This window comes from Turicimonas sp. TL08 (genome assembly GCF_054660695.1).
Genome location: NZ_BAAGDP010000004.1, coordinates 103477 through 116702 on the forward strand (window position 1 = coordinate 103477; position 13226 = coordinate 116702).

The 13226-nt window shown below is 42.7% G+C and carries 13 protein-coding genes; 2 read left to right on the forward strand and 11 right to left on the reverse strand.

From position 1 onward, the window contains the following. Positions 1–13: 13 nt before the first annotated feature. The 8 genes from ACYQ4O_RS03365 to ACYQ4O_RS03400 form a co-directional block, all read right to left on the reverse strand. Positions 14–436: a hypothetical protein gene (locus ACYQ4O_RS03365; RefSeq protein ID WP_308513397.1), complete on the reverse strand. Its 423-nt coding sequence runs from the start codon at positions 434–436 to the stop codon at positions 14–16. Between the two features lie 39 nt (positions 437–475). Further along, positions 476–2935, reverse strand: coding sequence for a type IV secretory system conjugative DNA transfer family protein (locus ACYQ4O_RS03370; protein ID WP_460174754.1), 2460 nt, complete (start codon positions 2933–2935; stop codon positions 476–478). Further along, complete coding sequence (gene virB11 / locus ACYQ4O_RS03375; protein WP_460174755.1) at positions 2928–3995, reverse strand: P-type DNA transfer ATPase VirB11; 1068 nt, start codon at positions 3993–3995, stop codon at positions 2928–2930. Before virB11 ends, ACYQ4O_RS03370 begins: the two co-directional genes overlap by 8 nt. After that, positions 3980–4234 (reverse strand): hypothetical protein, encoded by a 255-nt coding sequence (locus ACYQ4O_RS03380; protein ID WP_460174756.1) that lies wholly within the window; start codon positions 4232–4234, stop codon positions 3980–3982. Before ACYQ4O_RS03380 ends, virB11 begins: the two co-directional genes overlap by 16 nt. Next, on the reverse strand, positions 4231–5709 hold the full coding sequence (locus ACYQ4O_RS03385; protein WP_460174757.1) for a hypothetical protein: 1479 nt from the start codon (positions 5707–5709) through the stop codon (positions 4231–4233). Before ACYQ4O_RS03385 ends, ACYQ4O_RS03380 begins: the two co-directional genes overlap by 4 nt. An 11-nt stretch (positions 5710–5720) precedes the next feature. Continuing rightward, entirely contained in the window at positions 5721–8741 is a 3021-nt protein-coding gene (locus ACYQ4O_RS03390; RefSeq protein ID WP_460174758.1) for an LPD1 domain-containing protein, read from the reverse strand. A 36-nt stretch (positions 8742–8777) separates the two neighbouring features. Beyond that, positions 8778–9314, reverse strand: a complete 537-nt coding sequence (locus ACYQ4O_RS03395) for a hypothetical protein (RefSeq protein ID WP_460174759.1) — start codon at positions 9312–9314, stop codon at positions 8778–8780. 61 nt (positions 9315–9375) lie between these two features. Beyond that, positions 9376–9651, reverse strand: coding sequence for a hypothetical protein (locus ACYQ4O_RS03400; protein WP_460174760.1), 276 nt, complete (start codon positions 9649–9651; stop codon positions 9376–9378). Positions 9652–9783: 132 nt separating this feature from the next. Between ACYQ4O_RS03400 and ACYQ4O_RS03405 the strand changes: the two genes are divergently transcribed. Both ACYQ4O_RS03405 and ACYQ4O_RS03410 read left to right on the forward strand, forming a co-directional pair. After that, the gene (locus ACYQ4O_RS03405; protein WP_308515203.1) at positions 9784–10098 is read left to right on the forward strand and encodes a HigA family addiction module antitoxin; all 315 of its coding nucleotides are present in this window, start codon (positions 9784–9786) and stop codon (positions 10096–10098) included. Between the two features lie 36 nt (positions 10099–10134). Further along, the gene (locus ACYQ4O_RS03410) at positions 10135–10314 is read left to right on the forward strand and encodes a hypothetical protein (protein WP_066593139.1); all 180 of its coding nucleotides are present in this window, start codon (positions 10135–10137) and stop codon (positions 10312–10314) included. A gap of 14 nt (positions 10315–10328) precedes the next feature. Here the strand turns inward: ACYQ4O_RS03410 and virB10 are convergent, their stop codons facing one another. The 3 genes from virB10 to ACYQ4O_RS03425 are packed head-to-tail and all read right to left on the reverse strand — an operon-like array spanning position 10329 to position 13172. Then, positions 10329–11567 (reverse strand): type IV secretion system protein VirB10, encoded by a 1239-nt coding sequence (gene virB10 / locus ACYQ4O_RS03415; protein WP_460174761.1) that lies wholly within the window; start codon positions 11565–11567, stop codon positions 10329–10331. Position 11568: 1 nt separating this feature from the next. Next, positions 11569–12408, reverse strand: coding sequence for a TrbG/VirB9 family P-type conjugative transfer protein (locus ACYQ4O_RS03420; RefSeq protein WP_460174762.1), 840 nt, complete (start codon positions 12406–12408; stop codon positions 11569–11571). Further along, a complete protein-coding gene (locus ACYQ4O_RS03425) occupies positions 12405–13172 on the reverse strand; it encodes a VirB8 family type IV secretion system protein (protein ID WP_460174763.1) in 768 nt (255 codons plus the stop codon). Before ACYQ4O_RS03425 ends, ACYQ4O_RS03420 begins: the two co-directional genes overlap by 4 nt. Positions 13173–13226 lie beyond the last annotated feature (54 nt).

Sequence of the window (13226 nt, forward strand, 5' to 3'; positions counted from 1 at the left end):
AATTACTCAGCTTTTATCTCTCTTGACCTTTTTGCTGATGTTTTTGTTTAGAGAATTGAATTTCAAGACCCGGCTGATTCAGTGAAACAGCTATGCCCTTGGCTCCAATGACATTTTCTGTCATTGTTTTGCCGTCTTTTCCGGTAAATTGTTTCTCTCTGAGCTCACCACGAACTTCAAGAGTCATGCCTTCTTTGATTCCCGCAGCTATTCTCTTGGCCGAAACTTCGCTGCCGTAATACTGGACAGTGAAGAACTTCGAATCTTTCTTTTCAAAAGTTCCGTCGGCTTTTTTTTCAAATTCCGGCTTGTAAGCTTTAAATTCAACAACAGAAGTCTTCTGTCCGGCTCGTGGACCGGACTTTGGGACAATCTGACTGACTGTGGCTTCCTTGTAAACCACGATGGCATTGTTAAACGGTGTGTAATCGTTCATACGATTCTCCTTTTGTTTTCCGCTTGAGTTAAGAGGTATTTATGCAGACAGCGGACGTCTTGCAGCTCTTCGATATAAATTTTTAGCTTGATTAAAATTTCTAATCTTCTCGGATGCAGACTCAGCAGACTCCTCTGAGTCTTCTTGATAATTTGACGGCTGTGAACCGGCAGGAACCTCGACAAGCTGCTTTTTGATTTCTTCTATAAGGGTTCCCACAAATTTTGCGCACTTATCCTCCGTCCAATCTGTGGTTTCAATATTTGCAGTAACTCTTGCTTCAACTTTTCGCAGCGGAGCCTCTGATTCGTCTTGACTCTCAGGGGAGGAAGTTTCTTCAATTTCAGCAGTAATCTCAACGGACTCAGGCAGCTCCGAGGTCTCGATATCTTTTTTCGTTTCGGCAGAATCAACCAGATCAAACTCTTTCAGTGCACCTAAAAGAGAGTCTTCGGTTTCCTCGTTTTCCTCTGATTCGGTTTGCATCAGCGACTCTAAGCCGGTATTTTCTTCCACATCGGATCCGACAGCGTTGGCAGCCTCCGAAAAGGCTGCCGCATAATTTGTTTGAGCAGCTTGTGAGGAATTTTTTACAACTTCATTTAAGTTTGCGAACGGATTGCTGAAACTTTTTACACCGATTTCATTGGTTACGAGGTTATCCAGATAGCAGTTAATCTGCTCCTGAGACCATTGTGAATCCGGAATGGAGGCCATGTCCGCCGGTAAAGTAGTGTTACCGGTGACAATAGAGTCAGCAGCGTTTTCTTCTTTCAATTCCTCATCAGCGGCAGCACGGATTCTTTGCTCTAACTGAGCGACGAATAAGTTAACGTCCTGAATCGGAATATCCGGCGTTTGCCAATTGGCTCTTTTTGTAAACTCCGGATCTTTGTAATAGCGGATCTTTTTACAAAGAATCGGTTTGGTATTTTCTAATGTAACAATTTCATTATCGGTTCCGAGTTCTCGAATTTCCTGCGGAAGCATCAGAGCTCTTCTTTGATCAGATTCGCTGGTAGATCCTCCGGATTTCCCTGTAGATTTTGATTTTGACTTTACGGTCTGATAGCCAAGCATTTCTGAATATTCATTCGCATCTGACTGTGTTGCAGGGCTCGGAGCATACATAATCATTAACGCATGATTAGACAGTAAAGTCACGGCTCCGGCTTTTCCGTAAACATCTTCCAACTGAGATTTATTTTGGATAATCGTCAGCAGTCTCATGTTGTAGCCGGCCATGTACGAGACTGCTTGTTTAATCATGTTGACTGTGCCGATGGAAGTCATCTCGTCTAAGAGCACTAAACATTGATATTTCAGCGATTCATCCTGAGAAGGCAGTTTGCGTGTATTTAAATTTAACAGCTGATCAAAAAAGAGATTGATAAGTACTCTGGCATCTTTGAGTTTCGTCGGTTCTATCTTGAAATAGACGCTCATTCTTTTTCTGCGGACTTCCCTTAAGTCAAAATCACTTGCGCTTGTAGCCAAATCCACCTTTGGATTCTGAAAACTTAAAAGTGCGGTGTTAAACGTAGCGACAATACCGGCTAAAGTGTTTTCAGAGTTGCTTAGTACTCGGTTTAAAGAATCGACGCAGTTGTTGGAATAGGGGTGTCCTTTTTCTTGAGCTTCTTTAAGTTTTTCAAGCAGATGCTCTTTAACGGGTTTGCCTTTGCCGGAAGCCTGACGCAGAATTTCACCTAAGGTATTAGGAAGTTCCGGAGTTTCTAATACAAATAAAGCCACGCCTCGGAAGAAGTCTTTGGCATTTTCCGACCAGAACTTATCGTTATTGTTCTCACCGGCGTACAAAGCTTGCCCGATGGCATCAATATCTCCAAGTCTTTCAGCAGGATCATCACTTACGTAATCCAGCGGATTGTAGCGGTGAGTCTTGCCTTCTTCGTCATAGGGTGAAAATAAATAAACCTCCTGCCCGCAAGAATGTCTGAACCCTGACGTGATATCAAAATTTTCTCCCTTGATATCAAGCACCACTAAAGAATCAGAATAGTTTAGGCAGTTGGGAACAACTACACCGACGCCTTTGCCTGAACGGGTAGGAGCAGCCAGAAGGACAAACTGAAAGCCCCCGTAAGTCAAGTAGCGGTCTTTAAATTTGCCGACAAGAATGGTTTTATCTAAGCCTTTTTCCGGATCAATTAATCCTGCTTTTTTAACTTCAGCTATGGTTGCAAATCGGGCTGCACCGTGCAAAGCTCTTTTGTCTTTTGTTAAGACAATGAGAGCAGCAGCACCGGCAAGAATTATCCAAGGAAAGAAAAAGAAGAAATTTACAGCCAGACGGACCCATTTATATGTACTGTCCCGATAGAGCATCCAATACTGAACAATCGTCCACGGCCGGGACAGTGATATCGGCAGTCCGAAAATTTGCATAAAGATAAAACTGGACACCCAATAGAACAAAACCAGTAAAAAGATTCCGGCAAAAATACCGAAGAGGACTTTCTTCCATGCATCACTCATGGCTCACTCCTTTATTTAAAGGATCGGCATAGAAAATTTCAGTGATATGCCTTCCGTCACGATGGTCTCTGTGAACGTGCACAATAACGTCGATGACCTGATGCAGAAGTTTTTGAATGACCTCATAAGGTAACTGTCTTCCAGTATTCGACTGCAGCACTTTAAGAGCCAAGTATTCAAAAACCTGCTCACAACTGCCGGCGTGGCAGCTTGTTATTGAGCCTGCGTGACCGGAAAGACATATGTTTAGAAAATCATATGTTTCTCCGCCTCGAAGTTCAGCTAGCAAAATCCTATCGGGTTTCATTCTCAGACAAGATCTCATGAGACTGGCGGCTGTCACACTGGAGTCTTCAGTTGCCTCGGAAGGATAGAAAAGGTTGACCTGATTGCCGTGTTTGGGGAGTCCGTAAAGCAGCTCAGGAACGTCCTCAATTGTGATAATTCTCTGTGAGGACGGAATATGCTGCATTAAAGCCTTCATAAAAGTGGTTTTGCCGGAACCGGTCTCTCCGGCGATAATGATTGTCTTTGCGCACTTAACACATTCAACCAGAAAGTCAGAACGGCTGGAAATTCTTATGGCTTCATCCGGATGAAAAAGATTTTCATAGAGATCGTGCAGTTTCTGAGCATTCGGATCAACGCTGTCGGATTTTCTGATTTTGTTGAAAAAACCGCTTTTTTTGTAATCTTCTATCTCGATTACCGAGCGGGAAATTTTTCTGACCGTAAGGCTCACTGTTCCGCTTTTACAAGCCGGAGGCATTACGAATTGGGCTCTTTCGCCGTCAGGAAGTTCAACTGATAAAACCGGATGACCGCTGTCGAAAACCTTGTTTTCTCCTCCGAACACGGAGGCAGCATTACCCAAGGAAAGAAGATAGTCGTATGTAACTGCCGGATCTTCAATCTTGGCCCATCCTCCCGACTCTTCAACCCACACAATCCCCGGAGAGTTAACGGCAACTTCTGTAATATCGCTTCTGTCTAAATACTTCTGCAAAGCTTTTTTTAATAAATTTCTAAGAACTGCATCGTGGGCTATTGCTCTTCCCATGCTGTCCTCCTTTTCTTCTTATTTTCAAATGCCTGTCTTTTGGCTCCTGTTTCAAAGGCTTTTCTCAAAGCAGGCGTATAATCAACGGCAAGATAAATGTCCTCGAGCGACTTGGTGTGCTGAAGTTCGGCTTGTTTTTCTTCAGTTGACAGTAGATTAGAGGGTGATGTTGCCGAAGCATCAGGGGCGGGGGAGATGAGCGCACCTGCCACGTTTATCCCTACTTCTCTTTCCGTCATCTTTGCATTCCTCCGGTTCTTTTCTCGACAACGGCTGCCCTTGGAAGAGGTTTTCCTGCCTGTTCCAGCTCAACGAATTTTCTGTATAGAGTTTTTATTTCCGGTTCGGCATCCGTTATCTTGGAGTACTTGAAGTTCATGGCCTTGACGTGTTCTGCCAACACTTTCATTCCTTCCGGAGACAGTTTCAGTTCAGGCTTTTGACGGGCGATTTCTTTAACGTTTGCCTTAGCAATTGTCACCAGATCTCTTGGACTTAATTTGTCAACTTCTTTAAAGCCGTGTTCATATAACCAAACTGAAGTTTTGCTTTTTAACTCATTGAACCAACGAATTAATGAAGGCTCTGTCACTGCATGAAGAGCACAACTTTCTACTAAGTAAGCGCAAACCTCTTCCTTATAACCTTTTGACTTTTTCGTAATCTGGGCCAGTGTCATTTGCGACTGAGCATACAGCCCAATTGGATCACTTTTCGCTACTAAATGCTCAAGCAAGCTTGGTGCTTCTTCAATAATTGGCTGAAGTTTATTTTTGAAAAAGGTGTCATATGCCATATGAATACCAAGCTCGTGAAGCAAAACACTAGGAGCAGAAATAGCGGAAAGATTTTCCGCAACAAGAACTGCAATTTTTTTAGATTTCGAATAAAACCCTTGAATATTGTTAGCTTCAGAACGCAGGTTCCTCTTCGCCCTTTCAATAGCATTCCTTAAAGCAGGTGTATAATCAACGTCAAGATAATTATCCTCGTGCGACTTCGTAGACTGAGGTTCGGTATGTTTTCTCTCAGTAGTCTGTAAACAAGAGGAGAGCGGGACCGAAGCCGCTTGATCAGGAAAGATGAGCGCGCCTGATATTTTTATCCACTGATTGCCCCATAGATTTTGGGGCAATTCTTTTTTGCGAACCGGTCGAACGGTAACTACCTCTAAACGGTTCGATTTCTCATTAAGAGTACAAACTATCCCGTACTGATGCTTGGAAGAATAGAAAACATATTTCAAAGGATTCAGTTGATACAACTGAGAACTATTCTTCAAAACCTCTACCAATCCTTTTAAAGAACCTTCAGTTTTGTTTTCTTCTTTAGGAAAAAAGTCTCTTTTAGGAAACTCTATTACATTCCCAGTTAAATGCCGGGAACCTGCTCCTCTATGAACAAAAGGAATATGAAAGCCTATTCTTACAACAATTGGGCAAGCCGGAAAACCTTCCTTAAGATGAGGAAGCTCTGCGATAATTCCCTCCTCGTTATCGGAAGTTGCAAGTTCATCCGGAACAATGTTTTTTGTTTTCTTATGAATCTTCGAAGCGATAGTGATTCCATCAAGCTCATCAGTTTGCAGGTTTTCTATCACTCTCAAAAAGCCGCAAAGAAGCAAGTTGTCTATAGTACTTTTTCCAAAATAGTCACAAAGTGAAGTCAAAATGACATCTCTTCTTTGATGAGTTTTATTCAATCCTGTAGACATAACCATCCTTTTTATCGTTGTAATCCGCTTTTCGGCTTCTCGACCACGGCTGCCTTTGGAAGCGGTTTGCCTGCCTGTTCCAGCTCAACGAATTTTCTGTAGAGAGTTTTTATTTCCGGTTCGGCATCCGTTATCTTGGAGTACTTGAAGTTCATGGCCTTGACGTGTTCTGCCAACACTTTCATTCCTTCCGGAGACAATTTCACTTCAGGCTTTTGACGGGCGATTTCTTTAACGTTTGCCTTGGCAATTGTCACCAGATCTTGCGTTTTTAGTCTGCTTACATCTAAAACCCCATGTTCAGAAAGCCAAACTTTCACGGTTGAGGTGACTTCCTGAAACCATCGTTGGACTTTCGGAGTTTTATTGATTTCCTTTGCAGCTTCTTCAATAAGATATCCGCAGACTTCCTCTTTGTAATTTTTAAAGAACGGCTGTACATTGGAGTCAGAAAGTCTTTTCTGTACTTTTTCCATCAGAGGGTCTTTTTCTTTTAATCCTTCTCGGAAAAGTTCATTAGCCTGTGTAATCAGTCTTTCGGTTCTCTCTTTAAACTGCGAATCCCGTGACATATGCACGCCGATTTCATGAAGCACAACGGCAACAGAATTTTCCTTGGTCAGGTTGTCTGCAACCAGATAAGAGCATTTTGCCTTGGGATCGTAGAAACCCAGAATTTTTTCGTTTATCGGCTCTTGAACAGACAAGGTTTGAAAGCTGCCTTCTCGTTCTTTCGTGGCGTGAATGAAAAGAGCCTCCTCCTGATTTTGAGCAATGTAAAGTTTGTTTGCCTTGATAAGCTGAACAATTCCGTTTTCACCGAATTCTTTGGTTAGGAGCTCTCTAATGTCCAAACGAGGTGTCCCTGCTTTTTCTGTTATTTCTCTCGAATAAAGCTCTACTCCCTTTTTTGTTTCTTTATTTTTAATAACGGCAAAGAGTTCTCTGAATTTATCGCATACCTTCTTTACATCTTCTCCGTCTAAGTACGGATAGAAGTTATCTTTTCCTAGAGATTTTTCACTGAAAGCGGCATTAGTCAGGAAATCATTTTGTATGTTAAGTTCTTTACAGCGATACTGAATAAAGGCTTCAAAACTTCTGGCAGATTCTTCTATTTTCGACTGCCAATAAGCGTTTTTCTTCTTCATTCTTTGATGCATTGAAGAAGCTCTTATTGCTTCTACCACATCTCCCCACGCATGAAAAACTTGCGGACGCAGCTTGGTTTCATGCTCGAAGTGAATTTCTCTGAGGTCGTCTTTAGTAATTTGGTGTTTCAACGAATAGGTCACGCTTCTGCCGTCTTTAAATGCAGTGTGATGAGTAAGGGTCTCCAACACAAGGCCTGTGCTTACGGCGGGAAACAAAGGGTTTGATGTAAGTTTGCTTTCAATTGATTCCACAACCGCATCGGGCGTTTTTGAGTAGGCTTCAATTTGTCTGCGCAGATTTTCTTTATAAGCCTCTGATAGACCGAACCTTACAGGTTCAGCCTTGTCGCTTAGGAATTTGCTTTCGAAGAGTTTCGCTTCATATAGATCACAAGCCATGTGGTGATCCAGTGCATGAAACCATTCATGCGCCAAACTCGAATATCCCTTAGTTTTTGTCAGATTAATCAGTCGATTTTGCGGGTCATAGTGAGCAGAAGCAGAGCCGAATCCTCGGGAACCAAAACAAAGTCCCAGTTCACCGTTCAGAGCAACGGCCTTAGGAGGTATGTTTAAAATTTCTGCCAGATCTTTGAGAGAATCAAAAGCATTGTTAAGCATCCACTGACGCTCTCTGCCGTGTTTGCCTTGTTTTACCCAATTACCGAATTCGACGCCACGGAAACCGAACGTTGACATAAACATTTCCGGCGTAGCGTCTTTTCCTTGCCGCCAATCAGTCCCAATTCTTTCACGAATAGGTGAATTTCCTCTCCAATCCTTCTCGCTTTTTGAATACTCCGTCCTTAGTTCAAGATATTTGCTTTCAAACTCTTCTTGATGTCTGAGCACATAATCCCAAAAATCCGCGTCGGATTTAAAAGCTATCCTTTCGGTAAGTTGAAGCTCTATGCTGCCCTGTTTTCCATAGATTTCATAAGTATGAGATTGACGGTCCCCGCGCCCAAACAATCGAATAGCTGAAATCTTTTTGGGTTTATCTTCCTTTTGTTCATCTTCTTGCTTTTCAGCCTCTAAATACCTTTGCAGAGAAATACTCAATTGCCGATTTAAATTTTGCTTAAATTCCTCTTCATCTTTGCCGACAACAACAGCTATATAAGGAATTCTTTCTCCGTCTTCGTCCAGAAAACACAGAGGATGTTTCTCTTTGGCGTTATTTTCATTAAAACCGACTGCAATTTGAAAGGGGTAATCGTTAATATCCGAACCATCACTCAATTTCCAATCATTAGCAGTGGGAATGGCTTTTGCGTTTCGGAATACACCCATTCTCAAATAAGGCCAGAACTTACCATCGGCTAGAGATAGAACCTCATAACTTTCTTTTCCTATTCCATAAAATCTATCAAAAGCTCTGACATCTCCTACTTCTGGAGCATCCTCTCCAAAGAGCACCTGACGGTGCAGACCGATTGCGGTTAACGCTGTTTTTAAGTAACCTTGATAACGAGGCGAGCTTTGTGCAGGCTTTCTGCCGCTCATAGTTCCTCTAACAAGCCAGAGGCATGCGGCAGCCTTCGGATTAATTTTTTGAAGTTCTATTATCGAATCTTTGGGCCAAACTGAATCCAATGGCTCCCTTGATAGACGTTTCTCCAGTTCGCTTTGCTCGTCATAGAGAAACTGATTTGATTGTCTATTGACTCTGACTTTGCCTTTGCGCTGGTTGTCCAGATCTTCACCAAAATCATTAAGTTTCCTGCTTCCGTCTCGATTAAATTGAACTCTTTCCGAAGTTTCCGGCATTTTCACTGCCGGTTTAGAAACTCGTGAAACAGGACTTCTGACAGAGGGAGCCTCTTCTGTCTTCTCGGGCAAAAGAGCAAAAAAGTCTAATTCAAGTTGTTCAGCCATTAAGCGAGCCATATCTTCCTCACATTCCAATTTTTATTAACGTTCTTGATCTTTATTTGCCGGCTTTTCTTTGCCGACAGTTTCAGCAGTTTTCTGAGGGGAAGGCTCGTTTAGTTTTAAAGTCACTCCTTTTTCTTGAGCCGCAAGAAACATGTCTGCCAACTTCGCACGAAATGCGGGTTTCAAATCAGGATGTTGTTGGAACTCTTCTTGTTTGATATGAGCTTGATAGACGTTCTCAAAAGTTTTTTTATTGTCCGCAGACAATTTTTCCAGCTTGTTTTCTGTTTCAATTCTCTGCTCTTCAGCCTTAATCAGTTCTCTGTTAATGGCTGTAACTTCAACACAGTCAGACATCTTCCCGCTGATGGCACATTTTTCAAAGAGCGGGTTATCTAAGGTTTCACTGTTGACCCCGGCAACCTCCCATTCTTTCTCAAATTTTTCTATGGCTTTTTCTTCATTTTCGTCCAAATCGAGAGGAAGCTCGTCTGTCGCTCCGGCAAGATATGATGCCCAATGCTGAGATACATAAAGTGTGTCGGCATATTTCAGCCTGTCTTTAAATTCCATTTCTTTTTTCCTTAAGGATTGGTTTGTCTCCGCTAGTCGTGCAAATTGAAATTAGTTTTATTTATTTTTCTTTTTCTTTTGATTGTTGTTTGAACTGGACTCTAACGGCATTACGGCTTGGTGCATTGATGTCGTAGCGGTTCAAAGAAATTTTTATTCCTTGATTCTGCGCACTAAGAAACACTGAAGTGAGTTTTTCTTCAAGTCCTTCTGCAAGCTGCGGATGCTCTTTAAATTCTTTTGTTTTTCTGTACGCTTCCAGCAGCGTCTGCAATGCTCTCTGATTTTCTTCACTGAGCTTATGCCGTTGGTTCAACTTTTCATGTGCGTTCTTCATTAATTCCTCTCTTAAGTTCTAATAGGTAAAAATAGCTAAATCAGATTGGCGGCTTGCGCAATCCTCACCGTGCTTTTAGGATTGGGAAATGGAAAGTTATCCGCCCATTTTTGATTACAAGGACGACTATTAATGACAAAACTAAATCCATGCCATCCCGGGCTAATCATTGAAGACGTCCTTACTGCTTTTAAGATCACGCCGGCTTCCTTAGCGAAGGCATTGAAGGTCTCTCCTTCAACTGTTTTCGGAATCATCTCTGGAAAGATAGGGATTTCAGCGGATTTAGCTTTGCGTGTGCAAAAAACTTTAGGTATCAGTGCTCGCTTGCTTCTTAATATGCAAAGTGCATATGATCTTCGACAAGCGGAAATCAACCTTGAAAAAACGGGTTTGCTGCTTTCTCTTCCGGCCTTGGTTGAGAAAGTCTCTCTTACGCACAATTGAGGCTTCTTTAGCCTAAAAGCTTGAAGGAAATATTTGATGTCCCAAAAAAAACTTAATAAGTTCTCAGTGGACGATGAAATAAACCAATTCTGCGAAGATCTTATTTCTTCAGTCCGGCAGATGAAACAAGGCAAAGTTGAAAGAAAAACTTTTGTGGTTCCTATTGTCGAAACACGAAAGAAAACCGGCTTAACCCAAGAAGATTTTGTAAAATAGTATCTCATTTCTCCTTACCTCTTTATCGGATTAAGCTGATAGACACCCGAAAAATCAACGTCTCTGGCAACAAAAATGCCGATTCGCTCACCTTGATTTTTTGTCAGTGTCGGAGGAATATTGCCGCTTTGACGCATAGCCTCTTCAATGATTTTTTCCATGCCGTCTTGGGAATTTTGGTAGTAGTTAACGCCGCCGGAATTCTCAGTCTGTTTAGTCATCGCAAACTCAAAACCGTCCTGAACTAAAGTAAACAGAAGAGCATTGCCAAAGCGGGCCCACCAATGAAAGTCGATATGACCGGGAAGCCCGGAGCCGCCCAAGGAATCGGTGCCCGGAGAGTCAAGCATGACTCTTACACCCTTTGGTGTTTGAACCTGCGTCCAGAGAACAAAGATTCTGTTAAGACCGTTTTCGACGGCTCCTTTGTATTCACCAATCGCTTTAGAGCCTTTTTCTATCAATAAAACTTTGCCGTTTGCTGAATAAACATCCTGCGGGATTACGCAGCTCGTCATGCCCGGGACAGTCGTATCAAGCTTAGTTTCCAAAATGCAGTCAATAAACGTACCCTTTGCCAAAAGCAAGTTTCGATCTGGCATCATGACGGCTCTTGTTGAAGGAGTAGCCATGCCGTGCATGAGAGAACCGAGCTTGCCGCCCGCACCGGAGCTCACATAACCTTCCTGCTCTTCTTCCCGTAGGGTGCTTGCTAGTCCTTTTCCGCCGCCACTTCCTTGTCCGGAAGCTCCGGAGGATTCTCCCATCATCGGAGCCATATTCCGTTTTTCAGCCAGTGTCGGCTCCTTCTTTTGCTCTTTTGCCGGAGCACCGAAACCTTGAGGTCCGGTAGATTCAATCCGAGGAGGCTCACTAAAGACTGTTACGGTTGCAGGAGCCGGGAGCGGAGCTGCAATCGGAGACTTTTCTTCTTTTACTTCAATACTCTTTACTTGAGGTTCAACTTTTGGTTCTGGAGGAGTAATTGATTCAAGAGAAGGCAAAATTAAAGATTTTGCAGAGTTGTAATGAATAGGCTCTTTTTCCTTTGTTTCAACTGACTTTGGAGCAAATTTCTGATAAAAACCAACACCAATGCAGGCTAAAAGAAACAAAGCCAAGCAGACACCAATTACAGCTCCTTTTTTAGACTTGTTTTTTCTTTTTCCGGCAACGCTCGGAATGCCTTTACTCGTCTGAGCAAGCTCAGTCTCTTCTTGTTCGATTGTATTGATTTTGTCTTGTTGGGCCATATTAATTGACCTCCTTAATAAGCGTGCGTTCAACTCCGGGAACGCTTACGCCGGTTTCTTTTCTTACACCGCCGCCGGTATAGCCGTCGTTGTAGATGCCGACTACTCCTTGTCCGGCTCGAAGTCTTAGTTCTTTGTAAATTCCGTGAATTACAAGCCATTGTCCTTTGACATGACTGTTAAGCAGAGTTTCTTCATCATCGTCTGCAACTCTGTAAACAGCGGGAAAATCGGTGTGCTTGTCGAACTTAAGATAAGTAAACTGGCCGTCATCAAAGACTTGCAGCGGTGCCAAATCCTTTGAAATTGAAGAGCTTCCGAAATTTTCGCTATAAAGCGTATTGTTCTGCCCGTCTTCTTCAATGCCTTCTTCGTTTAGAGGCGAGTTGCTTAACAAAGCATCCACAGTTTTTTTCTTAGCTTCTTCTTGAGCCTTCTGAGCCTCCAGCATTGGATATCTGAAGGTCATCGAGTACGTGGCGTTCTTTTTATTTGAAGTAAGTTTTACATCAAAAAGATAGGTGTACCGGTCAGTGACGACCACTAAGTTTGTTGTGCCTTGAAAATCTTTTGGCTTCAGGAAAAAATGATTATTCCGAGCAGCAAACTCCCAAGCAGTTGAATAGCCGCTGCCCCAGTCAAGCACTTTTTCACCGTCAGCAAAAACAATTGCCGTAATAACGCCGTTGACAGCATTGATCGGATAGACCTGTCCCTCTTTGTGCTCGGTATACAGAACTCGCTTATCAAGACTGCTTGTCACCGGTTTTTCTAAAGCGAAAGATGTACAGCACGAAAGTGCAATTAATCCGGCAGCGACAGCTTTAATTGTCTTTCTCATGGCACAGCCTCCAAAATTGGATCTGTACGCCAGCTTGTTACTGTAAATCCAAGCGGATTAACCAGACGCTGCGACTCTTCCATTGTATATGTGGGGTTGTACTCGTATCCGATGGAAGCTCTCCAGGACTGCTTCCATACTTCTTGATTCGTATACGTATCTATCAGTCTTTTATTGAATCGAACCGTTGCTACTCCGTTACCGTTCGGAACGACAGACTCAATCTCACAGACAATTTTGTGTTTGTCTTTTAACTTGTTCTGAATGGAATTTTTATTATCAGCACCGTACTGGTAATCATAGCTTTGGAAAATTGGGGGAATGCTCATAAGTCTTACTCGGGCATGATCGTTTTCCAACGTTCTCCAGTCGTAACTTTCATGACTGAGCGTGTATAAATTCAGCCAGTACTTATCCATCATCTCGTTGACAGGAATATTCTGAGGATCACGGATATCAATAACTCTTGTGGTGCCGATAGACTTATCCAATTCGACGATAAACGGATATGCTTCTTTTTTAACCGCAATAGCTACTGCAACAGTGCTGACGATTAAAAGTAAAAACAGGAGCAACCCAGAAATACTCCAGCCAAGACGGGCCTGTTTTTCCTTCAAGGCCATTCTTTCCACAGTCCAATCTCGTGCATCCTGATAGTTGTAATCTTCTGCCTTCTCCGCACCAGCCTTTAAAGCTGCGGGGGAGCCGGACGCAGCGAAATCTTGCGCCTGCTCAGCCTTTTTCGGTTTTTTCTTAAATAACATATCGTTCCTTGTTATAGGATTTAAAGGTAATTGTTGAAAGTGTTTTATGAACTG

Coding starts and splice junctions, on each gene's coding strand:
- ACYQ4O_RS03365 (WP_308513397.1), bottom strand. CDS start 436: ATGAACGATTACACACCGTTTAACAATGCCATCGTGGTTTACAAGGAA.
- ACYQ4O_RS03370 (WP_460174754.1), bottom strand. CDS start 2,935: ATGAGTGATGCATGGAAGAAAGTCCTCTTCGGTATTTTTGCCGGAATC.
- virB11 (WP_460174755.1), bottom strand. CDS start 3,995: ATGGGAAGAGCAATAGCCCACGATGCAGTTCTTAGAAATTTATTAAAA.
- ACYQ4O_RS03380 (WP_460174756.1), bottom strand. CDS start 4,234: ATGACGGAAAGAGAAGTAGGGATAAACGTGGCAGGTGCGCTCATCTCC.
- ACYQ4O_RS03385 (WP_460174757.1), bottom strand. CDS start 5,709: ATGTCTACAGGATTGAATAAAACTCATCAAAGAAGAGATGTCATTTTG.
- ACYQ4O_RS03390 (WP_460174758.1), bottom strand. CDS start 8,741: ATGGCTGAACAACTTGAATTAGACTTTTTTGCTCTTTTGCCCGAGAAG.
- ACYQ4O_RS03395 (WP_460174759.1), bottom strand. CDS start 9,314: ATGGAATTTAAAGACAGGCTGAAATATGCCGACACACTTTATGTATCT.
- ACYQ4O_RS03400 (WP_460174760.1), bottom strand. CDS start 9,651: ATGAAGAACGCACATGAAAAGTTGAACCAACGGCATAAGCTCAGTGAA.
- ACYQ4O_RS03405 (WP_308515203.1), top strand. CDS start 9,784: ATGACAAAACTAAATCCATGCCATCCCGGGCTAATCATTGAAGACGTC.
- ACYQ4O_RS03410 (WP_066593139.1), top strand. CDS start 10,135: ATGTCCCAAAAAAAACTTAATAAGTTCTCAGTGGACGATGAAATAAAC.
- virB10 (WP_460174761.1), bottom strand. CDS start 11,567: ATGGCCCAACAAGACAAAATCAATACAATCGAACAAGAAGAGACTGAG.
- ACYQ4O_RS03420 (WP_460174762.1), bottom strand. CDS start 12,408: ATGAGAAAGACAATTAAAGCTGTCGCTGCCGGATTAATTGCACTTTCG.
- ACYQ4O_RS03425 (WP_460174763.1), bottom strand. CDS start 13,172: ATGTTATTTAAGAAAAAACCGAAAAAGGCTGAGCAGGCGCAAGATTTC.